The organism is Pseudomonas sp. TH43, from assembly GCF_016650635.1.
Taxonomy (GTDB): Bacteria; Pseudomonadota; Gammaproteobacteria; order Pseudomonadales; family Pseudomonadaceae; genus Aquipseudomonas.
Genome location: NZ_JAEKFI010000001.1, coordinates 843,452 through 867,036, shown reverse-complemented (window position 1 = coordinate 867,036; position 23,585 = coordinate 843,452). Strand labels below are relative to the sequence as shown.

The following is a 23,585-nucleotide window of genomic DNA, read 5'->3' as shown; positions in this document are numbered from 1 at the left end:
TTTTTGCTTCCAGAAAGGGCTCAATCTGCTGTGGGATCAAGCGATGTCGATTACCACTTTGCCGATGCCAGTGCCTTGTTCAACTGCATCATGGGCCTGGCGTGCTTCGCCGAGGCTGAAGCGCTGCGGATGCATCAGCGGCTTGACCTTGCCTTCTTCGATCAGTCGCGTTGCGTAACCGAGGATCTCGGCATGGTGCTTGCGACCAACGCCAGTGAGCATTGGCAATAACACGAAAATCCCCGACAGCGTTGCACTGCGCAGCGAGCCGGTGGCAAGGTTGTGGGTGCCGAACGCCGCGCAACTGGCGACGTGGCCATAGAGACGAATGGCGGCGAACGAATCGTCGAGGCTCTGGCCGCCGACGGTGTCGTAAATCACGTCGAAACCTTTGCCGCCGGTATGCTGGTTCACGTATTGCGCAACCGGCTCGTCGCGGTAGTCGATCGCCGTGGCGCCGTAGCCTTCGACAATCGAGCGTTTGCCCGGCGAAACCGTGGCGAACACTTCGGCGCCCAGCGCCCTGGCAATTTGCACTGCCATGTGGCCCACGCCGCCGGCGCCGCCATGCACGAGGACTTTTTGCCCGGCCTGGACGTGAGCACGATCGACCAGACCTTCCCAAGCGGTGAGGAACACCAGCGGAATTGCCGCCGCCTCGCGAAACCCGAGATTTTTCGGTTTACGCGCTACCAGATCGGCATCCACCGCGAGGTATTCCGCCAGCGATCCCGGCAAACCACGGACGCCGCCGACCATTCCGTACACTTCATCGCCGACAGCCAAGTGCTTGATGTCGGCACCGACAGCTTCGATCACCCCGGCCATGTCGGTGCCGAGAATCGCTGGCAGCTCCGGCATCGCGTAGGGCGCGTTGCCGGAGCGGATCTTGTAGTCGATCGGGTTGACGCCGCTGGCCACCACCCGCACCAGCACTTCGTGAGCTTGAGGCTGGGGGCGCTCGATGTGCGCTTCACGGAAGGCGTTGTGGGCGTAGTCATCCAGGATCAACGCACGGATAGTCGGTTGGCTCATTACAACGCCTCGCTGTCATGTTCAGAGAAAGCGCTATGTTGGGAGCGCAAGGCAGGTTTGTCGACCCCCGAAACGGGACACAGGTTGTAGGCAAAGTCCGATGGTTCGAAGCGGTCGCCGATGTCCATTCGCACGCCTCGCAGATGCGCCGTTTGCAGCTGTGAGTCGTACAGCGCCACAGCGCAATAGCTGATCAGCAGGGTGCGGCGGCGTGCACCGGTGTGATTCAAACTGCCCGCGTGCACCAGATCGACATCGAATAGCAGTACGTCGCCCGCGCGGCCTGCTAGCTGCACACAGCCGGGCGGCTCATTGATATCGAGGGGTGGCGCTCCCGGCTCAGGCCGATGGCTGCCGGGGACGATGCGCGTTGCGCCATTGTCGGGGCCATAGTCGTCGAGAAAGACCAGAGCATTGACCATGTCTCCTGGCCGTTGCGCCGACATGTCGCGATGCAAGGGTTGATGACCACCGCCGCCAAGGGGTTCGCGGCCTTCTACCTGCGCAAGAAAGAAACGCTCGCCAATCAGTTCGCCCACGACCGCCAACACTTGCGGTAGACGACAGGTCGCCTGAATCTGCGGATCCAGATCCAATTGAGCATGACGCCAGTCCATCCCGCGCGGTGTTGGCCATTGCGACGAAGGCTTCACACCCGCATCGAACGCGGCGCGGAGCTCGCCCAGCCATTGCGCGGGAATGGCCCCACGGAGCAGGGCGTAGCCTTGGCGGTGCAGGCGTTGGCAATCTGTCATGGCGTCCTTCCCGGTTTCAGTGCCAGCGAAGAAGGTATAGCTGAGCAGGCGACAGATCGCCTGGCTGCGGTAACATGCAGCACCACATTGACCACGAGCAGCGAAAATGGATTCTCACTCGATACTGACGTTCACCCTGGTTGGCGCGATTGCCATTGCCAGCCCGGGACCGGCGACGTTGATGGCGATCAACAACAGCCTGACGTACGGGCAACGCAGCACTGTATGGTCGTCGCTTGGCAATGCCAGTGGTTTGTTCTGTCTGTCGGCGGCGGCGATGCTTGGGTTGGGAGCGTTGTTGGCCAGCTCGGAAATCCTCTTCAACGCCGTGAAGATTCTCGGTGCCGGTTATCTGTTTTACCTGGGCGTGAAACAGCTGTTCAAAAAGGGCCCGATGCTGCCAGAGGGGCTTGAAGGTGAGGCGAGCAAGGTCCGCCCAACGCGCGGCAAACTGTACAAGTCGGCCTTCCTGACGGCGGTGACCAACCCCAAGGCAACGATGTTCTTCACTGCATTGTTTCCACAGTTCATCGATCAGGGCGCAGCGCTGCTGCCGCAATTCCTGATTCTGACCTCGATCTTCATGGCGTTGTCGGTGTCTTCGCTGACTATCTATGCCGCATTGGCGTCTCGCGCCAAGGGCGTGCTGACCCGTCCGGCGCTATCGCGTTGGGTAAGCCGGATCGTCGGGTCGACATTCATCGGTTTTGGCGCAGCGATTCTGACGATGCGCCGGCAGACTGTGTAAGCGCGGAGCGTCTGCTTAAAGCCATTTGAACTGAGCCGGGAAGCGCGCCACAAAGCAGGTTCCCGACTCGATGTTCGACGTGACGCTCAAGGTGCCATTGTGCGCAGTCGCGATCTGCGACGCGATGTAAAGACCCAGACCCAGTCCTTCGCAACGCTGACCGGCTTCGGATCGGGTAAAAGGCTCGAACAACAGCGGCAGCAACTGCGCTGAAATAGGTGTGCCCTGATTAGTCAGCGAGATGACAATCTCATCATTCTCCGAATAGGCTTTGAGGGTGATCGGCGCACTGGTCGAGCCATGAGTGGCTGCGTTGCCCAACAGGTTCGACAGCAACTGGCTGATGCGCAACGCGTCGCAATAGACGCCGCCCGGAACGTCCAGCGCGTGCACGAACGTTACATTCGGGTGGGACGCCTTGACCTCGTCAAGGGTCAGTTGCAGGGTTTGTTGCAGGTCATCCACGAGTTTTCGCTGAAGCGGAATCCCGCCCCCCAAACGGCCGCGAGCAAAGTCGAGGATGTTTTCGATCAGCACGCCCATGCGCACCGAGCTGTTGCGGATCGCCGAAATCAGTGAGAGCGAGCGTTTGTCCTCGGTTTTACTTTCCAGCAGGTCGGTGCTCATGCGCACGGCACTTAATGGCGTGCGCAGGTCATGGCCGAGTACAGCAATGAACTGTTCGCGCAGGCGGCCTAGCTCATTGGCGTTGCTCAGTTCGACTTCCGTTGCCTGCAGACGACTTTGCGTGTCGAGGCTCATGGCTATCAGTTGGGCGAAGAGGGTCAGCGTTTTCGCGATGGCCGGCTCGTCGAGATTCGCCGGGACCGAATCAATGGCGCACAGCGTGCCGAAAAAATCGCCGTTGGCTTTGACGATCGGAATGGAGATGTAGCTTTCCAGCCCATAGGTTTTCGGCGTGTGATGCGCAGAAAAGATCGCGTGCGTGCTGGCATGACCGAAGATGACCGGCTGTTTGTGTTGGCGGATCTCGTGGCAGATGGTCGATTCGAGTACAAGCTCGCCGCCGGGCTTGAGCCCGAATTCGATCGAGTCGTCGACGGCGCACGCCACCCAGTTGCTGTCCGTGACCCGCGCGACCGCCGCGAAGCGCATGCCGGTAAGGTGTTTGACCATGCTCAGGATGACCGGCACCGCGTCGATGCTGCGGATGGCTTCAATGTCGGATAAGAATGCTGGGTTGGTCATGGGCTGGCGCTTCGAGAGGGTATCGAGGCAAAGACTATCCCTTATTGCCAGCCATGACTAATGCGTCGGACTCAGAACCTGTATTTGGCCGTCAGCATGTAGCTGCGCGGATTGCCGTAGTTGTCGGTAGCACCCCAGGTGGTGTTGTAGCCGATGGAGGAGTAGTAGACGCGGTCAAAGATGTTGTTCGCGTTGACTTGCAGGTCCAGGTGTTTGTTCACCTCGTAACCGGCCATCAGGTCAGTGACGGCGTAACTGCCCTGTTCGACGCGATAGGTGCTGTTGGCAACCGGAACATCGTTGTACAAGCGGCTCTGCCAGTAGACGTTGCCACCGATGCGAAACTTCTCCAGCGGACCTTGCAGGCGATACATCGTCGAGAGTTTGAACAGGTGCTCGGGGATGTCGGTTTTGAAGCGCTGATTATCGTTGTCCGGGTTCTCATCCTTGATGTAATGGGCGCGGGTGTAGGTGTAACCGCCGCCGACCTGCCAGTTTTCGGTCAGCGCACCTTGCAGCTCCATGTCGACGCCCTGGCTGCGAACCTTGCCGGAAGCCTGATAGCAGGTCATGACCGGGCAACCCAATTGCGTTGCGGCAAGGGCCGCGCGATTGGTCTGATCCATCTGGAACACGGCCAGACTGGCATTGAGAGCGCCGTTGAAGTATTCGCCTTTGATCCCGACTTCGTAGTTTTCGCCGACGATCGGGTCCAGCACCTTGCCCGAAAGGTCTTTGGAGGTCTGTGGGGTGAAGATGTCCGTGTAACTGGCGTACAGCGAATGGTGATCGTCGAGCTTGTAGATCAGACCCGAGTAGCGCGTCAGGTTGCGGGTGACTTTGTAATCACCGTCGCCGGTGCGGTCGTCGTAGTCGTACCAGTCGAGGCGGCCGCCGAGGATCAGGGTCAGTGGGTCGGCGAGGCTCAGGCGGGAGGTCAGGTAGACGGCATCCTGCGTAGTCACCGTGCGGGTTTTGCTGTCACGGACAAAGTCAGGTTTTGGCGCACCGATCGGCCACGCGGTGGTGTACGGGTCGTATTCCTTGGAGGTCGCATCGTAGACGCGGTTGCTCGCACCGACGACCAGTTCATGAGTGCGGCCGAAGGCTTCGAACGGGCCGCTGGCAAAGGCGTCCAGTGCGGTCTGCTTGTCGGTGTTATGCGATTGATAGGCGGTGGTTTCCAGCGGGCCGTTGTAGCGCGACAGGTAAGTGCCGGAAAACTCGCCATTCAGCGTCGAGGAAGTCCCGGCAACGTGCAGTTTCCAGTCGTTGTCGAAGCGATGCTCCACTTCACCGAACACGGTGTCGATCTGCAGCTTCTTGTTTTCCCAGTCGGTGCCGGGGTAGGTGGAGCGCGGCAGATCGAGGTGGTGGCCATCGGTGCCGAGTGGCAAACCGCCCCAGAAATAGTTGGTCTGTTCATTTTGGCGAGAGAAGCCAAGCGTGGCCGTGGTGCTGTCGCTGAGGTCGGCTTCACCGATGGCGTAGAACAGGCCGTGGTCGTTTTGTTCTTTGTCGCGAAAACTGTCGGCGCCTTGATAGGAACTGACCACCCGGCCACGCAACGTGCCGCTTTCATTGAGCGGGCTGGAGGCGTCGATCTCGCCACGGTAATCGTCCCAACTGCCGGCCGCGCCAGTGAGGGTCACTTGCTGGTCTGCCGTCGGGCGCTTGCGCACCATGTTGATCGCCGCTGAAGGGTTGCCGGCACCGGTGACGAGGCCGGTTGCACCGCGGACGATTTCGACTCGGTCGAACATGGCCAGGTTCGGCTGCACCGCCATCGAGTAGGCCTGATACGAGCTGGGCAGGCCGTCGTACATGATGGTGTCGATGTCGAAACCGCGCGAACTGTAAGTCTGCCGCCCCGGGCCGCCTGACTGGTTGAGAAACAAGCCCGGCGTGGCCTTCACCACGTCGTTGATGCTGGTCATGGCCTGATCGTCCATGCGCTGGCGGGTGACAACGGTCACCGCTTGCGGTGTTTCGCGCATGGTCAGCGACAGTTTGGTCGCGGTCTGCATGGGACCGGTGGTGTAGGAGTCCGTACCTTCGGTGGTACTGCCCATCTGCGTGGCGCCGATTTCGGTAGCGCCCAACTCCAGCGTGGTCGGCGGAGCGACGTTGTCAGGCTGGTCTTGCGTAGATTCGTCTGCCGCAACCGGTGCGACAGCGGCGATGCAGATCGCCAGTGCCAACAGGTTGGGTGAAAGGTTCGAACGGCGGTGAATGGTGTGAAACGACATCAATCTGCTTCCCCAGGTAATACCAAAACGAATCTGATGCAAGCGCATACAAGAAGTATTCGCATTAGCATGTCAGATTGAATTGCCTGAAGAAAGCTTCACGAGTCAGTTAGTTAACGAAATTTTCACATCTGTAAAATGACAGCACGCTCAGCCTGCAAACAGAAAATAGCTTCCCAGCCCCCAAGTCATCTGTAGGAGCTGCCGAAGGCTGCGATCTTTTGATCTTTTGGCCCGTTCGCAGAGAGCAGGATCAAAAGATCGCAGCCTTCGGCAGCTCCTACAGTGATTTACCGCAGGGGAGGAGGTCAGGCCAGATCTTGCGCCTGGTGCCTTTCAGGCACTTGCGTTGCTTCGTCGCCCCAGGTGCGGTTGACGCGCATTCCGCGTATCACTGCGGGCCGATTGGCGATGTCTTCCGCCCAGCGTTGCACATGCGTGTATTCCTGCGCCGATAAAAACTCGGCGGCCGAGTACACGGTGTTGCGCACCAGTTGCCCGTACCACGACCACACGGCGATGTCGGCGATGGTGTAGCTGTCGCCTGCCAGGTAAGGGCTTTCAGCCAAACGGCGATCGAGCACATCGAGCTGACGCTTGGTTTCCATGGTGAAGCGGTTGATCGGGTACTCGAGTTTCTCCGGCGCATAAGCATAGAAATGCCCGAAGCCCCCACCCAGATACGGCGCCGCGCCCATTTGCCAGAACAGCCAGTTCAGCGTTTCGGTGCGTCCCGCCAGGTCCTTGGGCAGCAAGGCGCCGAATTTCTCTGCCAGATACAGCAGAATCGAACCCGACTCGAATACCCGAACAGGCGGCTCGACACTGCGATCCAGCAGCGCCGGAATCTTCGAATTCGGATTGATTTCGACAAACCCGCTGGAGAACTGATCGCCTTCACCAATGCGGATCAGCCACGCGTCGTACTCGGCGCCGGTGTGTCCCAGCGCCAGCAGTTCTTCGAGCAGAATCGTCACTTTCACGCCGTTGGGCGTGGCCAGTGAATACAGCTGTAGCGGGTGTTTGCCCACTGGCAGCGTTTTCTCATGCGTCGGCCCGGCAATCGGGCGATTGATGCTGGCGAACTGGCCGCCGGACGGCGCATCGTTTTTCCAGACCTTGGGCGGTACGTAGGGCGCTTTGCTCATGTAGTGGGCCTCGTCGAATGCTGACGGATAAGAGACCGACACCGTATGAAAAATTCTCCTCGCGTGCCAGCGCGATCGACGTTATTTCACGTTGGCCTGGCGAATGTCCCCACAGAAAATGTCTACGCTGCCATCGGTCGCGGCCGTCCGCACGACCACGGAATGCTCGGCGGCGAGCAATGTCGACAAGGCCACCGGCGCACTTCGTGAAAATGCCCAGCCGCGTACAGGCTGACGTTCGGTGGTGACTTTATCGTTCATCGCATAAGCCACCGGCCCGGGTTGCGCGCAACTCCCTTGATTGACGAAGGCATACAGGCGCAAGGGCAGGGAGGCGCCACTGGGCGCACCGCTGATGAAGAAGCTGAAGCCGGTGTCCTTGCCCCAGTCAGCGAGGCTGACGTTGCCAATCTGTCCGACATTCTGCCGGGTGGCGGTGAGCGTGACGTTCACGCCAGGGTTGGACGATGTGGCGCAGCCGAACAGGCCTGCTGCGATCAATAACGCCGTGAGTGGATATCTGGATTTCATTGCAGGCCTCCGGGTTGAAGAACAGCAATGAGTCAGTTAAGCAGATTGCCCGGATGCTTCGCGCTGATTCACTGCCGTTGGCTCAGGTGCAATCGCCCTGGCCGCAGAGAGCACCACGCTGCGTAACCACTTCGAGGCCTGCGAGCGATGTTTGCGCGCATGCCACAACTGGTAATAGCGCAGCGGTTGCGCAGGCACGGGGAAGGGCTCGATGCGCAGCGGCAACAAATCGCTGTAGTGCTTGGCAAAAGAACGTGTGGTGGTGAAGAGCAGATTCGATTTCACCAGCACATACGGCGCGATGCAGAAGTACGGCAGCGTGGTGGTCACTCGCCGGGCCAGGCCGTTCCTGGCCAGTTCGGCGCCGATGGTGCCTTGGCCGGATGAGTTGTGGGTCATGACGGCCAAGTGGTCGGCGTCCATGTAAGCCTCGCGCGTCAGGCCACCGGGCGGGATCGGGTGTTCCTCGCGCAACAGACACACCAGATCATCGTCGCAGAGCATTTGCAGGTGCAGATGCTCTGCCGGTGCTCGCCAATTGCCGATCACCAGATCGAGAAATCCATCCTCAAGTCCGCGCGAATAGCCGCCCTCGGCTTGTAAGTGCTTGAGCTCCAACGTGGCCAGCGGCGCCTGCGCGTTGAAACGTTCGATGATCGCCGGAACAAAAAACACACTCAGATAATCCGGCGTGCTGATGCGAAAAGTTTGCCGGGTAGTGGCAGGGTCGAACCGGTCGACCGGGTGCAGAATCTGTTCGATGCCATTCAGCGCCTGTGCAACGGGATCGATCAGGGTCAGCCCGTGGGTGGTCAGCACCATGCGGCTGCCACTGCGCACCAACAGTTGATCACCGGTCAGCTCTCGCAGCCGGCGCAGGGCGACGCTGATCGCCGGTTGCGATTGGCCGAGCAACTCTGCCGTACGCGAAACGCTGCATTCAGTCAGCAAGGTGTATAGCGTGCGAATCAGTTGTGCATCGCAGTTGGGGACGGCGTTAGACACGGCAGGCTCTCTTCTTGGGCGGCCAACTGCAGATCGGTCCATGTCCCTGAGTGGCTGAGGGTGAAAAGCGTATCGCTATATAAATGACTATATAGCGATACGCCTGGAAGCGTCTATGCAAAGGCTCGGCCGTGAATAGAATGAGTCAGCGCCAGTCGGGCAGCGATTTCAGCAATTCGGCTTTTTCTTGCGTCGCCGCGCCCATCAGCACGAAGCCGAGCATGCGGCTCTGCGGATCGTGGTAGAGCGATTTGACGTTGGCGATGCCTTTGTCGCAGCGCTCAGCCCACTTGGTCGACCACAGCCCGGCGCTGTCCAGCGGCGACGCTACGATTGTCGGCAGGACGCTGGTCTTGATCGTCACCGGCATTGCCGGATAGGCGACAGGTGTTGCCCGCCCCGCGAGGGTCTGGGCCAGAGCGCGGGCCTGCAACATGATCGGCATCACGTACGGCAAGACCAGATCGTGAACACGCGCGCAGTCGCCCAAGGCATACACATTCGGCGTGCTGGTGCGCAGGCAGGCATCGGTAATGACGCCGTTGGCCACGGCAATGCCAGCAGCTCGCGCGAGATCGACGCGCGGCTCCAGACCGATTGCGCTGAGCACATGATCCACCCCAAGCACACGACCATCGGCTAGCTGTAACTCGAACCCGCTGTCGGCGCGGCGCACAGCCATCGGCGCATTGCCCAGTTCCAGGTGGACACCGATCGATTGCAGCGCGCTGGCCATGGCATCACCGGCCTCCACCGGCAATAGCCGGCTCAGCGGCCAGGTCGCGCGGTCGATAACCGAAACCTCATGCCCCGCATGGCGCAGATCATTGGCGAACTCGCAGCCGATCAAACCACCGCCCAAAATGGCGATGCGGCTTTCGACGCCGATCTGCTGACGGAAACGCCGGTAGTCTTCCAGATCGTTGACCGTAATGATCGCTGCCGCGCCATCGCCTTGCAGCTCCGGGCGGCGAGCGTCAGCGCCCAGCGCCAGTACCAGCGAGCCATAGCGCAGCGGCTGGCCGTCGAGATAAATCAACTGCGCGAGGGTGTCGATACGCTCAATCGAGGTGCGCGTTTTGAACTGCGCCTGCAACTGCGCGGCCATCTGCTCAGCACTGGCGGTGACCAGTTGATCGGGCAAGCGCCCGGTCTGGTAGGCGTTGGAGAGCGCCGGTTTTGAATAGAACTCGCCGCCATCGCGGGTGACGATCAGGATCGGTGTCTCGGCGTTCAGCTTGCGCAGCTCGCGTGCCACGGTGTTGCCCGCCAGCCCTGAGCCGACAATGACGACCGAATCCGGTTGCGCTGCCGGGCGATTGGGCTCGGCCGAGGCCGGTATCCGGATCATGTCGAAGTCGGACTTGCCGACGCCGCATTCCGGACAGTACCAATCCTCAGGCACGTCCTCCCAACGTGTGCCCGCCACAATCCCGTCTTCCGGCAGGCCCGCCGCTTCATCGTAAATAAAACCGCACACCAGACATTCCCACTTGAACATTTTGCTCACTCCTATCGATGGGGGAAACAACGCGAGCCTCAGCTGGTGAACGCGCGTCCCAGGCCAAGGGCGCTCAGGGCGCGGCGATAGGCAGTGGAAGAACGGTCGGCGGGAATATGGATTTCCAGCGACAGATCCAACGGCAGATCTTCCGGGCGACACAGTTCGACAATGTCGCGATCCTCTTCAAACACCTGCTGGTTGAACGCGTAGACATCCTCCAGCGGCATCTCCTGGTCGAAATTGCGCGTGATCGCGCAGAACATCCGCGTCTTGCGTGCCGAGATCGGGCTGGCGGCGTTGAGGATCACCAAACGGTGCTGCGGATCGGGAAAGTTCACGGTCAAGCGCGCGGTAAACGGTGCAAACACATCGAACGTGCGCTTCCACAAAAAATCTTCCGGGGCGCGGTGCTGCATGCTCTTGGGGAAGTTGCTGACATTGCTCACGTACTCGGCGTGGACGCCGTACGGCGTGACCTCGGCCTTGTACGTTGGCACCACCGGATTGTCGCGCTCGGCAAACGCTTCGTGGTGAATCCAGGCGAAGTGCGCCACATCGATAAAGCCCTCTACCTGACGCCCGGCCGAGGCAGCGATGTCGAGCGACGGCGGCAGAATACGTTGGGATTCTTCGTCATGCCACGACGGCATTTCAGCGAAGGGAGCACTGCTGCCCGCCATCAAGACCCAGATCAAGCCGTAGTCTTCGCGGGTCGAATACATCTGGATGCGATGGCGCTCGGTGAGGTTGGCGTTCGGCTCCGAAGGAATACGCGTGCAGCGGCCATCGGTGCCGAAATGCAGTCCGTGGTAAGGGCAAATGATGTTTTCGCCCTGTACCCAACCCTTGCTCAGCGGCGCCCCGCGATGGCTGCAAATATCACGGGCAGCATTGAGTTTTTCGCCGGTGCGATAAAGCACGATGGGCTCGTCGAGCAGCGTGACGGCAAACGGTTTATCGGCAACGTCTGCCGAGAAAGCGACGGGATGCCAATGGTGTTTGAGGATTTCACGATCGTGTTCAGTGAAGGTGCTGGACTTGGTGATCGGGTTCCAGGTGATGTCCTTGCAGGCGATGGCGGCCAGGGTCATGTTCAGTTCTCCTTAGGGTGGGATCGGCACTGAAGTGCAGTGCGTCCGCGAGCGATCCGATGGCTGCTTGGTCAGCCGGACGGACAACGAGTGCGTGACCCATGCTAGGGACGCGAGCCCGTCGCGCCCATGTCGCGGAGAACATGTTGCTTATGTGCAATTTGATATGTCTGGGCCGGATGCCTGGATTTTACGGATGAAGCGTGTGTCCTGACTGGCATCAATCGACGCTGAGCGAATGTGGATCGAAGCTGGGATTGGTGATCTGGCTGATGTCAGATTCCGGCAGCCATTCGTGTGCATTCTTTGCGATCTCGCGCACCACCCATTGTTGCGGCCCCGACCAGGACAGTTCGAGGTGCGGGCCGGTCAGTTCTCCACTGTCGATCAGCAAACCGACCTCGTCTGCCGGCCCCGGACACATGCCGCCGACCGCGAAGGGCACCCGCTCAGCGATCAAGCGCTGGAGCATGCCGACCCGTTCAGTGTGGCAAGCGAAGGCAATGCGCAGCACGGCGGCATTCGCCAAAGTGAACACCAGATCGCCGGCAACAGCGCCAGACGAGTCAATCGAGGCCAGATGCAGCGGGGGGCGGCCTGAGCCCTTTACATAGCGTAATTCAGTCACGGCTTGTCTCTTCATGTGAGGTTCGCGGTTTCAGGCGTCTGTCATTGGCCAGCGCGTGGCCAGGTGCTGCGTCAGATAATCCAGAAAGGCTTTGACCTTCGGCGTCAGTGCCGCGCGTTCCTGCACGCAAGCGTAGATCTCCATCGGTTCGACGACCGCTTGCGCCGTGCCTGCGTGCTGTTCAAACAGCGGCAGCAATTGACCGCTGGCGAGGAAAGGCGCAGCGACGAACTCTGCCAGACGGGTGATGCCGGCGCCGTTGATTGCCATTTGCGCCAGCGCGTCGATGTCATCGCTGATGGCCGTTGCATTGACCGGTGCGTCGTAGCGCTGCCCGTCGCGGATAAAACTCCAGCGCAGAAAACGCCCGTCCAGAGGGTATCGAAACGCCAGACAGGCATGATTTTGCAGGTCGTCAGGCGACTGCGGCCGGCCCGCGCGTTGCAGATAGGCGGGCGAGGCGCAAAGGACGAAGGGCAGCGAAACGATCCGGCGCGCAACGATGCCATCTTCCAGTTGCGGCTTGATTCGCAGGCTCAGGTCGATGCCGTCCTGGATGTGACTGATCTTGCCGTCGGTGGTGGAGAGTTCAAGCAACAGGCGCGGGTGCTGCGCCGAAAAACCGGCGATCAGCGGCGCCAATACATGTCGCCCGAACGCAGAGGTAGATGCGATGCACAGGCGACCTTGCAACTCGCTGTCGTCGTCGTTGATCAAGCTTTGAGCCGACTCCAGATCTGCTGCAATGCGTTTGACCTTCTCGTAATACACCCTGCCATTTTCGGTGAGCGCCATGCTGCGTGTAGTGCGTCGCAACAGACGTACACCAAGATGTGTTTCCAGGCGACTGAGGGTCTGGCTGACAGCGGCGGCGCTGACGCCCAGCGTCTTGGCCGCACCGACAATCGAGCCGGATTCGACCACTTTGATAAAACTGGCAATCGCCGCTAACAGATTCATCCGTGGCCTGCGAGAAGGACTGATTCGTAAGTTGTGCTTTATAAAGCACCTGCGTTTGGCCGTCTAGTTGGCCCTATCGGGCTTTGTTAAGGTGCCGGCTCCCTGTCAATGGATGGAAAAGCCATGAATCAAAGAAATCCCGCCGCCACTTATGTCAGCCGTCGCAAACTGTCCCCGCGCGCCACACCGTATGTATTTGCCCTGTACATGGCGACGATCATGGCATTTTTGATGTCGCTGGTGATCACGGCGGCCAACTCAGGGATTGATAACGAATACCTGCGCAATGTGCTGAACGCTTACAAACTGGCCATGCCGATTGCCTTTCTGTGCATTCTCGTCGTGCGGCCCATCGTGATCAAACTGGTCGCATGGACCGTACATCCGCATCGCTGAAAGCCTATTTGAGCCAATACTGTTTCACTGCACCGTGTGCGCCTTGCACCGGATCCCGCTCGGGAAACGGCAGCTTATCGATATTCTCCAATTGCTCCTTGCTCGGCGCTTCGCGGCAAATATCGCCGTGCTGCCCCGGCGGGTAGGCGCCAACCACCAGAAAGTCCGCGCTGGAGCCGAGATTGCAGTGGCCGGTGCCGGCGGGCAGCAGCAACACGTCGCCGGCGCTGACGTCCAGTACATGCCCTTGCGGGCCACCGAGCATCAGCCGCGCATGGCCCACGGCGACCCCCAATACTTCGTGGCCTTCGGTGTGATAATGATGGAAATCGTAAATTCCATAGCGCCATTGGCTGGGCCAGTCGTTGGCGTCGAAGGTGTGCTCGAACAGAGCCGCCGGTTCGTCCCCTTCGATGGCAATCGACTTGGGATAAATCAATACCGGCAAACGCTGGTTATTGGGCACCCAGTCGTTGCACTCAAGCCGCAAGGCTTGCACCAACACCGCACGTGCTTCTGTCATCGTCATCTCTCCTCTGCAGTGATCGGTGGACAGCGAAGGAGGGCGTGCGCCTCAGAAAAACTCGTCGAGCAACTGATAAAAGGCGATCCGGCGCTTGTTTGCTTCTCGGTAACGGGTGTTGCCGGCAAGTGTGGCGAGGGAGCTTGCTCCCGCTGGGGCGCAAAGCGGCCGCATTTTATGCCAGCGCCGCGCAAATCAATCGAAACTTCGCCGTCAGCGCGGCTGTCCAGACCCTTACACCTCCCGGCCAATGTTCTGCCGGGAACGCTCCATGCATTGGTGAAGGATGAGGATCGAAATGACGATGACAGTGGGAGATTTTCTGGTTGAGCGGCTCAGTGAATGGGGCGTTACGCGGATTTTTGGCTATCCGGGCGATGGCATCAACGGCGTGTTCGGCGCGCTCAGTCGGGCCAAGGGCAAGATTGAATTCGTCCAGGCGCGCCATGAGGAAATGGCCGCATTCATGGCCTCGGCCCATGCCAAGTTCACGGGGGAGTTGGGCGTCTGCATCGCTACCTCAGGCCCTGGTGCGTCGCACTTGATCACCGGGCTCTACGACGCGCGAATGGATCACATGCCGGTGCTGGCCATTGTCGGTCAGCAGGCGCGCACTGCGTTGGGCAGTCATTACCAGCAAGAGCTTGATCTGGTCTCGATGTTCAAGGACGTCGCTGGCGCCTTTGTGCAGCAGGCTTCGGTGCCGTCGCAAGTGCGCCATCTTCTCGACCGTGCGGTCCGTACGGCCGTTGGCGAGCGCCGCGTGACGGCGATCATTCTGCCCAACGATTTGCAGGATCTGCCTTACGAAGCGCCGGCCCGCGCCCATGGCACGGCGCATTCCGGGGTCGGTTACACGAAACCGAAAGTGCTGCCCTACGAAGCGGATCTGCAACGTGCCGCCGACGTTTTGAACGCCGGTGAAAAGGTCGCCATTCTGGTTGGTGCCGGCGCCTTGCAGGCGACCGATCAAGTGATTGCGGTGGCGGAGAAGCTCGGTGCCGGGGTCGCCAAAGCACTGCTGGGGAAAGCTGCGTTACCCGACGATCTACCGTGGGTCACTGGCAGCATCGGCCTGCTCGGCACCGAGCCCAGCTACAAATTGATGAACGAATGCGACACCTTGCTGATGATCGGTTCGGGGTTTCCGTACGCCGAATTTCTACCCAAGGAAGGCCACGCCCGTGGTGTGCAGATCGATTTGCAGCCCGACATGCTCAGCTTGCGCTATCCGATGGAGGTCAATCTGGTCGGGGATTCGGCGGAAACCCTGGCGGCGTTGTTGCCGCTGCTGGAGCAGAAGACCTCAGGCAAATGGCGCAAGAAGGTCGAAGGCTGGCGCGGCATCTGGGAGAAAACCCTGGAAAAACGCGCCATGGCCAAAGCCGACCCGATCAATCCGCAAAGAGTGGTGTACGAACTGTCGCCACGCCTGCCGGAGCAGGCCATCATCACCAGCGACTCGGGTTCCTGTGCCAACTGGTACGCCCGCGACCTGAAGATCCGCCGAGGCATGCAGTGCTCACTGTCCGGTGGACTGGCCTCGATGGGCGCGGCGGTGCCTTATGCGATTGCTGCAAAATTCGCTTATCCCGAGCGCTCGGTCATCGCCTTGGTGGGCGACGGCGCGATGCAGATGAACAACATGGCGGAGCTGATCACCGTGGCCAAATATTGGCGGCAGTGGGAGAGCCCGAAATGGATCTGTGCGGTGTTCAACAACGAAGACCTCAATCAGGTCACGTGGGAGCAACGTGTGATGGAGGGCGATCCGAAATTCGAGGCTTCGCAGAGCATTCCGGACGTGCCTTACCACCTGTTTGCGATTTCCATCGGCCTGAAAGGTATTTTCGTCGATCGCGAAGAAGACGTTGCCGGCGCCTGGGAGCAGGCTCTGGCGTCGGATGTGCCGGTGGTGATCGAGTTCAAAACCGACCCGAACGTGCCGCCGCTGCCGCCGCACATCAAGCTTGAGCAGGCGAAGAAATTCGCCACGACGCTGCTCAAGGGCGATCCGGACGAAGCGGGCATCATCGTGCAAGCCGCCAAGCAGGTGCTGAGCTCAGTCCTGCCAGGCAAAAAATAACCCGATTCCGCACTAAACGGATACCCCTCCAGGAGCTGCCTCAGGCTGCGATCTTTTGACTTGTTTTTTAAAACCGGAATCAAAAGATCCGCCGATCGCGGCCCTGGCCTTGGGCAACGCTTGCAGGTGGCTTTTGGAGGTGGGTTTTGGAGGTGGGTTTTGATTTTTATTGGCTGTGCCGGATGGAGTCTTGGGCGAGAATATTGGCCAGTGTTTCCGCTTGAAGGCACGCACTTGCAACGCTACGCAGCACGCTTAGACGGCGTGGAAATCAACAGTTCGTTCTATCGCCCGCACCGTCGACAGACTTACGAGCGTTGGGCCGATTCGGTTCCAGAGACGTTTCGGTTTTCGGTAAAGGTGCCCAGGCACATCACCCATGAACGGCGGTTGGTAGATTGTGAAGCCGCGTTGGAGGAGTTTTTCGCGCAATGCGGCGGATTGGGTCAGCGCCTGGGGTGCCTGCTGGTGCAACTGCCACCTTCACTGGCGTTCGACGCGTCAATTGCCCAAGGCTTTTTCAAGGCGTTGCGTCAACGTTTCAACGGCGCCGTTGTGCTGGAGCCCCGGCATGAATCGTGGGTGAATGCCGGGCCATTACTCGTCACTTTCCAGATCGCCCAGGCAGTCGTCGATCCGTCACGCATCAGCAATGATGCAACTGTGGGTGGCTGGGACGGTTTGCGCTATTGGCGACTGCACGGCTCACCGCGCATTTACCACAGCGCTTACGAATTGCCCTTTCTGCAAACACTGGCGCAAGCCTTGCAAACCGCGGTGGCGGCGGGCGCAACCACCTGGTGCATTTTTGACAACACCGCCAGCGGCGCAGCGCTCGGAAACGCCTTGACGCTGGTTCACGAGAGCATCATTGCGGCGCCAGATCACCGTACCAATAGGCCGCGGTAACGCCGCCATCCATCAAGAAGTCGCTGCCGGTAATGAACGTACCGTCAGGTCCCATGAGCAGCGCGCCAACGGCACCGACTTCATCAGGTGTACCACCGCGTCCGGCCGGGCTCAGTTCGATCATGCGGCGGTAACCCGCACCGCGGGGGCCATTCAATTCGTCGCGCGCCAGTGGCGTGAAGATGATCCCCGGACTGATCGTGTTGACCCGTGCACCGCGTTTGCCCCAGCGCACCGCTTCGGCCATCACGCGCAATGAATTGCCGCGTTTGGAGATTTGATAGGCGTGCAGGGGATCAGTGATCTGATCGGCCTGAAGCATCGGCAGAGCCAACAGATCGTCCGCAGGAGTCGTCGCCAGCGCCTTGTTTTGCTCGGCACTCAAGGCCGGCAAACGGTGCCCGGATTGCGAGGCGATGACGATCGCGCTGCCGCCCGGGGCAATCACGTTGCCAAACGCTTCAAGGACTACGGCGGTGCCATACAGATCAACGCGCAGAATGGTTGCCACAGGCGCTTGCGAAGGTGAAACACCGGCGGCGTGAATGACCCCGGTGACTGGGCCCAGTGCAGTGGCGGTGCGCACCAGCGCCTCGATCGATTCGCGCGAAGCCACGTCGACCACAGCGGTGCTGACGGCGAACCCGGCGTCGAGCAGGACGCGGGCAGCGGCATCGGCATTTTCTTGCTTCAAGTCCGCCACTACGACGTGTTTGCCAACGCTGACTCTGCGAGCGATGGCCTGACCGATCGAGCCGGCGCCGATGACGACAATAACGTCGGACGGGGTAGGCATGGCGTCTCTCCTCTAGTGAATGCAGCACCTTATAGGGCGGCTATCCGCTCAACAATAGAGTTGGCGCTGCATAGACCCATGAGGAGAGCTCATCAATAGCGTCGGATCAAACCGACAGGTGCTCATAAAGAATCGTCGCACCAACAATCATCAGCACCACGCCACCGACGATTTCGGCGCGTTTGCCGACCACCGCACCCAGCACCCGACCGAGCATCACGCCAATGGTCACCATGGTCATGGTTGCCAGACCGATCGCGGCCGCTGCCACCCAGATATTCACGTCGACAAACGCCAGGCCAACACCGACCGCCAGCGCATCGATGCTGGTGGCGAACGCGGTCACCGCGAGGATCAGGAAGGAATGTTGCCCCGGTTTTTCCTCTGCTTCGTCTTCGTGTTTGAGGCCGTTGTAAATCATGTGCAAGCCGAGAATCAGCAGCAGGGTGAAGGCGATCCAGTGGTCCCATTCGGACACCCAGCGAGTGGCAGCCTGGCCGATCAACCAACCGATGATCGGGGTGATGGCTTCGATCACACCGAAGATCAGACCGGTGCGCAGGGCTTCGGTCAGGCGCGGTTTGTGCAGGCTGGAACCTTTGCCGATGGCGGCTGCAAACGCATCCGTGGACATGGCCAGCGCGAGGAAGATGAGGGAAACGGGATTCACGGTGGTGTACTTCCAGTCGGGCTATGAGTCAACGACACAACCACACGCCCGACTTTAGGCATGGATGTGTCGTCGGTCTCACCAACCAAAAGGTGTTCGCACCACGGCATGTTGCCGAGAATGTTGATACGAACGCTTCCGAAAGGCTCGGAAACAGGCTACTCCCCAACGAGGGTGCGGATCTTATGCGGGCAAACATGAAAATTTTGTCAAAAGCGCAGAGAAATGTCGGCGTTCTGATGCTGCTTTTTCAGTGGGGAATTGCTTTTGTGGTGCTTGGAACACGCTCCCCTCAACCAAGAGATCCAGAGGCCTTTCCACAAGCCACGTCCTTTCGGCACACAAAATATGTTCTGTGATGGTCAGCGTTGCGCCTGATTGATCCGCAGCTCAGCGCACAAGCCGCCCTGCGGCCGGTTGTACAGCTGCAGGGTGCTGCCGATCTTGCTGACGATCATTTGCACAATCGCCAGGCCCAATCCGGCGCCATTGGCGTGGCCCTGGCTGTAGAAACGTTCGAACAGTCGCGCGTAATCAGTCTCGTTGATGCCCGGGCCGGCATCCTCGACGCTGATGTACACCGAGCCATCACTTTGCGGCTGCACCTGAACGCGCACTTCGCTGCCGGGCGGGGCGAAGTTCAGTGCGTTGGTCACCAGGTTCTGCAGGGCGATGGCCAGTGCCACCGGGTCGGTTTCGACCGGGCAGTGGTGGTCGCTGTCGAGGATCAGTTCGATGTCTTTTGCCATGGCCAGCGGCGCCAGCTCGGCGACTTCTTCACGCACCAGTGCGGTCAGTTCCACCGGGCTTCGCTGTGGGTTGGCCAGACGCGGTTCAATACGCGCCATGGTCAGCAACTGGCTGGCAATGCGTGTGGCGCGATCCACCGCGCTGAGCAGAAACTCCAGGGCTTCGTCGCGCTGTTGCGCGGTACTGGCCAGCTGCGCGTTTTGCGCATGGATGCGCAGAATCGCCAGCGGCGTGCGCAATTCATGGGCCGCGTCGGCGATGAAGCGCCGTTCCCGCGCGAGCAAATTGTCGATCTGCTGCAAAAGTCGATTGAGCGCCGTCTGCATCGGTTCGAGGTCGTGGGGCAGGGGGCTGAGATTGAGTGGCTTGAGTGTTTCGGTAGTGCGTCCACGGATCGATTGCGCCATCGCGCGCAGCGGTTGCAGGCCCCAACCGATGGTCAGCCAGATCAGTGCCGCGAGCGCCGGCACCCCGATCAGACTCGGCCACAACGTATGGCCAACGATGCGTTGAATCAGATCCTGACGAATGTCGTCACGCTCACCGACCCAGATCAGCAATCCCTGTTGAGGATCCTTGAGCAGAAAGGCACACCAGTCGCGACCGTTCTCGAGAATATCGTGAGAGCCCACGGTGGTCGGCGGCGCCGAAAGCTCCGGCGCTTCGGCGGAACGCATCAGCAATTGGCCGTCGCTGCGCCAGACCTGAAACGTCAGACGGGTCTCATAGGGATGCGCTGCCTCGCCATCGCCCACCCGGCTCATCGCCTGGTCGAAGGCCTGATGAAGCCGCTGCCAGTCGTCATCGCCGGGCGCACGTTGCGCCAGCACGCCCTGCAGCAGGCGCGCGCTTTGCGCCAATTGCGCGTCGTAAACCTCTTCGATTTCATGGTGGCTGTCGCGCAGCACCAGCCAACTGATGAGCACATCGCCCAGCAACACCAGCATCAGCACCGGCAGCAGAATCCGTGTCCGTATCGAGTTCATGGCTTGAGCTCCAGCACGTAGCCGACGCCGCGCACGGTGCGGATCAACTCGCCCGAGAGTTTTTTGCGCAAGTTGTGAATCAGCACTTCAAGGGTGTTGCTTTCGACGCGCTCCTGCCAGCCATACAACGCCCGGGACAAGCGTTCGCGGGTCACCACTTTGCCGGGGCGCGCCATCAACTGATGGAGCAACTGATACTCCATCGGCGTCACCACCACATCACTGCCTTGCCAGGTCACTTGCTGGCTGACCGGATCGAGGCTTACCCCCGCATGCTCCAGCACCGGTTGCGCGCGGCCCTGACTGCGTCGCAGCAAGGCGCGGATGCGTGCCTTCAGCTCATCGACATCGAAGGGCTTGATCAGGTAATCGTCGGCGCCGGCATCGAGCCCCGCGATGCGCTCGGCAGTGCCGTCGCGGGCGGTGAGAATCAGCACCGGCAAGTCATGTTGCTTGCCGCGCAATTGCTGCAACAGCGCCAGACCGTCGAGGCGTGGCAGGCCAAGATCGAGCAGCAGCAGATCAAAGCTTTCCGTGCGCAACGCATGCAAGGCGCTGACTCCGTCCTGCAACCAGTCGAGGGCATAACCTTCGCTGCTCAGCGCAACGCGGATGCCTTGTCCGAGGGCACGATCATCTTCGACCAGAAGCAGGCGCATGGAAGTTCTCTAGAGGAAATAAGGGGGTTGGTCGGCGGCATGATGCCGCTGCGCAGGCCGCCGTGGCAGCCCGCCCGACGGGAAAGATGTAACCACTCGTTGCCAACTAAGCTTTCGCTAAGGTTGCTTTTGCACAGTGGGGCCTTCCTCAACTAGCGAGAGTGTTTCCATGCGCAAACTGCTGCTGTTGTCCCTCATCGTTGCCAGCCCGCTGGCCGTCGCCGGTCCGCAATGCACCACCGCCGAGCGCTCACAATGGCAAGACCAGAAAGCCTTTCAGGAACAACTGAAAGCCCAGGGTTACGAGATCAGCAAGTTCAAGGTCACTGACGGCAACTGCTATGAGATCTACGGTTTCGACAAGGACAAGCGCAAGGTCGAGATCTACCACGATCCGGTCAGCGGTAAAGCGGTGAAAACCGAGATCAAGGGCTGATGCCGAGCGCGTCCGTGCGCCTGTGGGACCCCGTGGTGCGACTGTTTCATCTGTCCATCGCGGGGGTTTTCGTTGCCAATTATTTTTTCAACGAAGCCGGTGACGACTGGCATGTATGGCTCGGTTACTACGCCATGGGCTGGCTGCTGGTGCGCACGGTGTGGGGTTTCACAGGACCGCGCAGCGCGCGTTGGTCGGACTTCTGGCCGACGCCGAGCCGATTGCTGGCACATGCACGCTCACTGCTCGCCGGACGGCCAGAGCACCGCCTCGGCCACTCACCGATTGGCGCGCTGGTGATGATTGTGATGTTGCTGGCGTTGCTGACTGTGGGGCTGAGCGGTTGGGCCATGGAGGAGGTCGATGCCCTGTGGGGAGCCGATTGGCCGTTACAGGTGCACGAAACCGCTGCCGATGGCCTGTTGGTGCTGGTTTGCATCCATATCGCCGCTGCGCTGTTTGAAAGTTTTCAGGTTCGCGACAACTTGCCGTTGTCGATGCTCACAGGACGCCGTCGCCGATTACCGGACGATCCGACGCGCTGACAAGGATGTCTTGCCGTACGTCTTCCATCCTGTTTCTGTCTCGAGCCCACTATGCGTGCGTTGTCCTTTCGCTTGAAAATGATTCTCGGCAGCCTGGCAGTGATCCTGGTTTTTCTGGCTGCGTGGCGCAGTCATCCCACTCACGTACTGTCACCGTTTGCGCTGTCGACACCCCCGGTCGACGCTGCGCTGCAAACCCCCGAGCCGATGTACAGCAGCCGTTTCGTGTCCTCGGAACTGAACGATTTCGTCCACTCTTCATCGGTCACCTCGCTGCCCGGCGGTGACTTGATGGCGGTGTGGTTTGCCGGCTCGCGTGAGGGCGCCGCCGACGTACAGATTCGCACCGCGCGCTACGATGCGAAAACTGCCGAGTGGGGCGCCGAGCAAGTGCTCGCGACCCGTGAATCGACGCGTGACGGCACCCGGCGGTACATCCGCAAACTCGGCAACCCGGTGATCGCCCTCGCGCCGGATCAGCGCTTGTGGATGTTCTACGTCTCGGTGTCCGTGGGCGGCTGGGCCACCAGTGCGATCAACGTGATGGTCTCCGATGACCTCGGCCGCAACTGGACGGCGCCTCGGCAACTGATCACCTCGCCGTTCTTCAACATCAGCACGCTGGTACGCGCCGCGCCGGTGTTCCATGCCGACGGCTCGATCGGTTTGCCGGTCTACCACGAGTTCATGGGCAAGTTCGCCGAATACCTGTACCTGAGCGCCGACGGCGCGGTGGTCGACAAATTCCGTATCAGCCGTGGCAAACACTCGTTGCAACCGACCATCGTGCCCCTCGACGGGCGTCGCGCGGTGGCGATGTTGCGTTATGCCGGTGACACTCACCATCGCGTGCTGGCCAGCCGCACCGAAGATGCCGGGCAAACCTGGAGCGAACCGTACCCGCTGGAACCGGCCAACCCGAACTCATCGCTGGCGGCCGTCGGCACTCACGATAACGGTCTGCTGGTGGCGTTGAATGACCTGCAGGACGGTCGTTTCAAGCTCAGTCTGTACGGCACCGATGCCAACCTCAACGACTGGCGCAGCGTGATCGAACTCGATCAATCGCCAGACCCGCTCGGCCAGCCGTTCGCGCCTGAGGCCTACAAGGCAATCATCGGTGAAGGCTTTCGCGCCTCCAGCGGTGCCCGGCGGTTACCGTTGGAACAGCGTTTTCTGAGCAACCTGGATTACCGCGTGTGCAAGCCGCAGGGCTGTGATTTCGAGTACGAATACCCGTACTTCAGCCGTGGCACGGACGGCCTCTATCACTTGGTGTATTCGTGGAATAACACCTTCATCAAACATGTCAGCTTCAATGAAGCCTGGCTGGAGGAGCGCCTGTGATGCTGATGCTCTGGCAAGCCCATTTGAGTTTCATCCTGCTCGGTTTCGTTTTACTGAGCGCATTTCGCTTCACCCAGCGCTGGCGCCCATGGTTGTTGCCAGTGTTGGCGCTGGTCAGTTTCATCCCGATCAGTGACCTGCCGCTGGCGGCGTATGTGCGCAGCTTTACCGATGATCTGGCGATCACCACGCTGGTGTTGCTCGGCTGGGTGAGCCTGCTGCGCTTGGGCGTGATTCAGCCGTTGGCAACGCTGACGCGGGTTCAGGTGCTGGTGTTGTTTGTGGTCCTGGCGGCCATTCTGTACCCGGCGACGATGGGCCTGACCTATGCCGATCCTTACCGTTGGGGGTTCAATCCGCGGCCGATGATTGTCGGCGTCGGTGTGCTGGCTTTGGCACTGTTGTGGCTGGGCAATACGTTGGCCGTCACCCTGCTGGTACTCGGCACACTGGCCTTCGCGCTACGCCTCAAGGCGTCGGAAAACTACTGGGACTATCTGATCGATCCGCTGCTGGTGGGCTACTGCCTGGTGGCCGGCTGCTCGCTGTTGATCCACGCCATCGGGCGCCGCCTACGGCGTACCCCGGTTGCCGCGACAGCTTCTATTTGAACGAATGA

The 23,585-nt window shown here is 60.3% G+C and carries 24 protein-coding genes, 1 pseudogene and 1 riboswitch; of the genes and pseudogenes, 8 read left to right on the top strand and 17 right to left on the bottom strand.

The annotated features are described in order from the left end of the window. Positions 1 to 36 precede the first annotated feature (36 nt). Together JFT81_RS03735 and JFT81_RS03730 are read right to left on the bottom strand one after the other, a co-directional pair. Positions 37 to 1,035: a zinc-dependent alcohol dehydrogenase family protein gene (locus JFT81_RS03735; RefSeq protein WP_201226165.1), complete on the bottom strand. Its 999-nt coding sequence runs from the start codon at positions 1,033 to 1,035 to the stop codon at positions 37 to 39. Continuing rightward, a complete protein-coding gene (locus JFT81_RS03730; RefSeq protein WP_201226164.1) occupies positions 1,035 to 1,790 on the bottom strand; it encodes a phytanoyl-CoA dioxygenase family protein in 756 nt (251 codons plus the stop codon). Before JFT81_RS03730 ends, JFT81_RS03735 begins: the two co-directional genes overlap by 1 nt. Positions 1,791 to 1,896: 106 nt before the next feature. On the opposite strand from JFT81_RS03730, the gene JFT81_RS03725 reads away from it, so the two are divergent. Beyond that, a complete protein-coding gene (locus JFT81_RS03725; RefSeq protein ID WP_201204241.1) occupies positions 1,897 to 2,538 on the top strand; it encodes a LysE family translocator in 642 nt (213 codons plus the stop codon). Positions 2,539 to 2,553: 15 nt separating this feature from the next. Here the strand turns inward: JFT81_RS03725 and JFT81_RS03720 are convergent, their stop codons facing one another. The 10 genes and pseudogenes from JFT81_RS03720 to JFT81_RS03680 all read right to left on the bottom strand — a co-directional run bounded on the left by JFT81_RS03720 (position 2,554) and on the right by JFT81_RS03680 (position 12,863). Beyond that, complete coding sequence (locus JFT81_RS03720) at positions 2,554 to 3,747, bottom strand: GAF domain-containing sensor histidine kinase (RefSeq protein WP_201204240.1); 1,194 nt, start codon at positions 3,745 to 3,747, stop codon at positions 2,554 to 2,556. Positions 3,748 to 3,818: 71 nt separating this feature from the next. Continuing rightward, positions 3,819 to 5,996 carry a TonB-dependent siderophore receptor gene (locus JFT81_RS03715; RefSeq protein WP_201226163.1) on the bottom strand — a complete coding sequence of 726 codons (2,178 nt, stop codon included), beginning with the start codon at positions 5,994 to 5,996 and terminating at the stop codon, positions 3,819 to 3,821. A 308-nt stretch (positions 5,997 to 6,304) separates the two neighbouring features. Further along, positions 6,305 to 7,144 carry a glutathione-dependent disulfide-bond oxidoreductase gene (gene yghU / locus JFT81_RS03710; protein ID WP_201204237.1) on the bottom strand — a complete coding sequence of 280 codons (840 nt, stop codon included), beginning with the start codon at positions 7,142 to 7,144 and terminating at the stop codon, positions 6,305 to 6,307. An 81-nt stretch (positions 7,145 to 7,225) separates the two neighbouring features. Continuing rightward, positions 7,226 to 7,675, bottom strand: a complete 450-nt coding sequence (locus tag JFT81_RS03705; RefSeq protein WP_201226162.1) for a hypothetical protein — start codon at positions 7,673 to 7,675, stop codon at positions 7,226 to 7,228. Positions 7,676 to 7,711: 36 nt separating this feature from the next. Then, positions 7,712 to 8,680: a LysR family transcriptional regulator gene (locus JFT81_RS03700; protein ID WP_201226161.1), complete on the bottom strand. Its 969-nt coding sequence runs from the start codon at positions 8,678 to 8,680 to the stop codon at positions 7,712 to 7,714. A gap of 145 nt (positions 8,681 to 8,825) precedes the next feature. Next, the gene (locus JFT81_RS03695) at positions 8,826 to 10,031 is read right to left on the bottom strand and encodes an FAD-dependent oxidoreductase (RefSeq protein WP_242485568.1); all 1,206 of its coding nucleotides are present in this window, start codon (positions 10,029 to 10,031) and stop codon (positions 8,826 to 8,828) included. Then, positions 10,026 to 10,181 (bottom strand): annotated as a pseudogene (locus tag JFT81_RS29385) (rubredoxin); the annotation flags it as partial. The gene JFT81_RS03695 and the pseudogene JFT81_RS29385, both read right to left, overlap by 6 nt. Before the next feature lie 38 nt (positions 10,182 to 10,219). After that, on the bottom strand, positions 10,220 to 11,275 hold the full coding sequence (locus JFT81_RS03690) for an aromatic ring-hydroxylating dioxygenase subunit alpha (RefSeq protein WP_201226159.1): 1,056 nt from the start codon (positions 11,273 to 11,275) through the stop codon (positions 10,220 to 10,222). Between the two features lie 220 nt (positions 11,276 to 11,495). Further along, positions 11,496 to 11,903, bottom strand: coding sequence for a hypothetical protein (locus tag JFT81_RS03685; protein ID WP_347340475.1), 408 nt, complete (start codon positions 11,901 to 11,903; stop codon positions 11,496 to 11,498). Positions 11,904 to 11,933: 30 nt separating this feature from the next. Continuing rightward, positions 11,934 to 12,863 carry a LysR family transcriptional regulator gene (locus JFT81_RS03680; RefSeq protein ID WP_201226157.1) on the bottom strand — a complete coding sequence of 310 codons (930 nt, stop codon included), beginning with the start codon at positions 12,861 to 12,863 and terminating at the stop codon, positions 11,934 to 11,936. A gap of 123 nt (positions 12,864 to 12,986) precedes the next feature. Between JFT81_RS03680 and JFT81_RS03675 the strand changes: the two genes are divergently transcribed. Then, on the top strand, positions 12,987 to 13,259 hold the full coding sequence (locus JFT81_RS03675; protein WP_201226156.1) for a DUF2798 domain-containing protein: 273 nt from the start codon (positions 12,987 to 12,989) through the stop codon (positions 13,257 to 13,259). A 4-nt stretch (positions 13,260 to 13,263) separates the two neighbouring features. Here JFT81_RS03675 and JFT81_RS03670 read toward each other — a convergent pair whose 3' ends face one another. Next, on the bottom strand, positions 13,264 to 13,782 hold the full coding sequence (locus tag JFT81_RS03670) for a cupin (protein WP_201226155.1): 519 nt from the start codon (positions 13,780 to 13,782) through the stop codon (positions 13,264 to 13,266). 298 nt (positions 13,783 to 14,080) lie between these two features. Between JFT81_RS03670 and JFT81_RS03665 the strand changes: the two genes are divergently transcribed. Continuing rightward, the gene (locus tag JFT81_RS03665) at positions 14,081 to 15,868 is read left to right on the top strand and encodes a thiamine pyrophosphate-requiring protein (RefSeq protein WP_201226154.1); all 1,788 of its coding nucleotides are present in this window, start codon (positions 14,081 to 14,083) and stop codon (positions 15,866 to 15,868) included. Between the two features lie 159 nt (positions 15,869 to 16,027). Then, positions 16,028 to 16,777, top strand: coding sequence for a DUF72 domain-containing protein (locus JFT81_RS03660; RefSeq protein WP_201226153.1), 750 nt, complete (start codon positions 16,028 to 16,030; stop codon positions 16,775 to 16,777). Here the strand turns inward: JFT81_RS03660 and JFT81_RS03655 are convergent. The 4 genes from JFT81_RS03655 to JFT81_RS03640 form a co-directional block, all read right to left on the bottom strand. Then, complete coding sequence (locus tag JFT81_RS03655) at positions 16,737 to 17,573, bottom strand: SDR family oxidoreductase (RefSeq protein ID WP_201226152.1); 837 nt, start codon at positions 17,571 to 17,573, stop codon at positions 16,737 to 16,739. The genes JFT81_RS03660 and JFT81_RS03655 overlap by 41 nt on opposite strands. A gap of 106 nt (positions 17,574 to 17,679) precedes the next feature. Then, complete coding sequence (gene mntP, locus JFT81_RS03650) at positions 17,680 to 18,243, bottom strand: manganese efflux pump MntP (protein ID WP_201204223.1); 564 nt, start codon at positions 18,241 to 18,243, stop codon at positions 17,680 to 17,682. 9 nt (positions 18,244 to 18,252) lie between these two features. Continuing rightward, positions 18,253 to 18,422: riboswitch (yybP-ykoY riboswitch) on the bottom strand. Positions 18,423 to 18,605: 183 nt separating this feature from the next. Further along, on the bottom strand, positions 18,606 to 19,979 hold the full coding sequence (locus tag JFT81_RS03645) for an ATP-binding protein (protein ID WP_201226151.1): 1,374 nt from the start codon (positions 19,977 to 19,979) through the stop codon (positions 18,606 to 18,608). After that, positions 19,976 to 20,638: a response regulator gene (locus JFT81_RS03640; RefSeq protein ID WP_201226150.1), complete on the bottom strand. Its 663-nt coding sequence runs from the start codon at positions 20,636 to 20,638 to the stop codon at positions 19,976 to 19,978. Before JFT81_RS03640 ends, JFT81_RS03645 begins: the two co-directional genes overlap by 4 nt. Before the next feature lie 169 nt (positions 20,639 to 20,807). Here JFT81_RS03640 and JFT81_RS03635 point away from each other — a divergent pair, with 169 nt between their 5' ends. Genes JFT81_RS03635 through JFT81_RS03620 form a run of 4 tightly spaced genes read left to right on the top strand, consistent with a single transcriptional unit; the run spans position 20,808 to position 23,577 of the window. Further along, positions 20,808 to 21,074, top strand: a complete 267-nt coding sequence (locus JFT81_RS03635) for a PepSY domain-containing protein (RefSeq protein ID WP_007960465.1) — start codon at positions 20,808 to 20,810, stop codon at positions 21,072 to 21,074. Beyond that, positions 21,074 to 21,619, top strand: coding sequence for a cytochrome b/b6 domain-containing protein (locus tag JFT81_RS03630; protein WP_201226149.1), 546 nt, complete (start codon positions 21,074 to 21,076; stop codon positions 21,617 to 21,619). The genes JFT81_RS03635 and JFT81_RS03630 overlap by 1 nt, the downstream gene beginning before the upstream one ends. 51 nt (positions 21,620 to 21,670) lie before the next feature. Continuing rightward, positions 21,671 to 22,966 carry a sialidase family protein gene (locus JFT81_RS03625; protein WP_201226148.1) on the top strand — a complete coding sequence of 432 codons (1,296 nt, stop codon included), beginning with the start codon at positions 21,671 to 21,673 and terminating at the stop codon, positions 22,964 to 22,966. Further along, positions 22,966 to 23,577 carry a hypothetical protein gene (locus JFT81_RS03620; RefSeq protein ID WP_201226147.1) on the top strand — a complete coding sequence of 204 codons (612 nt, stop codon included), beginning with the start codon at positions 22,966 to 22,968 and terminating at the stop codon, positions 23,575 to 23,577. Before JFT81_RS03625 ends, JFT81_RS03620 begins: the two co-directional genes overlap by 1 nt. Positions 23,578 to 23,585: the final 8 nt, after the last annotated feature.

Excerpts from the sequence above, each read along its gene's own strand:
- JFT81_RS03690 (WP_201226159.1), bottom strand. The coding sequence starts at position 11,275 with ATGACCCTGGCCGCCATCGCCTGCAAGGACATCACCTGGAACCCGATC.
- JFT81_RS03715 (WP_201226163.1), bottom strand. The coding sequence starts at position 5,996 with ATGTCGTTTCACACCATTCACCGCCGTTCGAACCTTTCACCCAACCTG.
- JFT81_RS03720 (WP_201204240.1), bottom strand. The coding sequence starts at position 3,747 with ATGACCAACCCAGCATTCTTATCCGACATTGAAGCCATCCGCAGCATC.
- JFT81_RS03725 (WP_201204241.1), top strand. The coding sequence starts at position 1,897 with ATGGATTCTCACTCGATACTGACGTTCACCCTGGTTGGCGCGATTGCC.
- JFT81_RS03625 (WP_201226148.1), top strand. The coding sequence starts at position 21,671 with ATGCGTGCGTTGTCCTTTCGCTTGAAAATGATTCTCGGCAGCCTGGCA.
- JFT81_RS03640 (WP_201226150.1), bottom strand. The coding sequence starts at position 20,638 with ATGCGCCTGCTTCTGGTCGAAGATGATCGTGCCCTCGGACAAGGCATC.
- JFT81_RS03655 (WP_201226152.1), bottom strand. The coding sequence starts at position 17,573 with ATGCCTACCCCGTCCGACGTTATTGTCGTCATCGGCGCCGGCTCGATC.
- JFT81_RS03695 (WP_242485568.1), bottom strand. The coding sequence starts at position 10,031 with ATGATCCGGATACCGGCCTCGGCCGAGCCCAATCGCCCGGCAGCGCAA.
- JFT81_RS03730 (WP_201226164.1), bottom strand. The coding sequence starts at position 1,790 with ATGACAGATTGCCAACGCCTGCACCGCCAAGGCTACGCCCTGCTCCGT.
- JFT81_RS03645 (WP_201226151.1), bottom strand. The coding sequence starts at position 19,979 with ATGAACTCGATACGGACACGGATTCTGCTGCCGGTGCTGATGCTGGTG.
- yghU (WP_201204237.1), bottom strand. The coding sequence starts at position 7,144 with ATGAGCAAAGCGCCCTACGTACCGCCCAAGGTCTGGAAAAACGATGCG.
- JFT81_RS03635 (WP_007960465.1), top strand. The coding sequence starts at position 20,808 with ATGCGCAAACTGCTGCTGTTGTCCCTCATCGTTGCCAGCCCGCTGGCC.
- JFT81_RS03665 (WP_201226154.1), top strand. The coding sequence starts at position 14,081 with ATGACGATGACAGTGGGAGATTTTCTGGTTGAGCGGCTCAGTGAATGG.
- JFT81_RS03675 (WP_201226156.1), top strand. The coding sequence starts at position 12,987 with ATGAATCAAAGAAATCCCGCCGCCACTTATGTCAGCCGTCGCAAACTG.
- JFT81_RS03620 (WP_201226147.1), top strand. The coding sequence starts at position 22,966 with ATGCTGATGCTCTGGCAAGCCCATTTGAGTTTCATCCTGCTCGGTTTC.
- JFT81_RS03680 (WP_201226157.1), bottom strand. The coding sequence starts at position 12,863 with ATGAATCTGTTAGCGGCGATTGCCAGTTTTATCAAAGTGGTCGAATCC.
- JFT81_RS03705 (WP_201226162.1), bottom strand. The coding sequence starts at position 7,675 with ATGAAATCCAGATATCCACTCACGGCGTTATTGATCGCAGCAGGCCTG.
- JFT81_RS03670 (WP_201226155.1), bottom strand. The coding sequence starts at position 13,782 with ATGACAGAAGCACGTGCGGTGTTGGTGCAAGCCTTGCGGCTTGAGTGC.
- JFT81_RS03630 (WP_201226149.1), top strand. The coding sequence starts at position 21,074 with ATGCCGAGCGCGTCCGTGCGCCTGTGGGACCCCGTGGTGCGACTGTTT.
- JFT81_RS03735 (WP_201226165.1), bottom strand. The coding sequence starts at position 1,035 with ATGAGCCAACCGACTATCCGTGCGTTGATCCTGGATGACTACGCCCAC.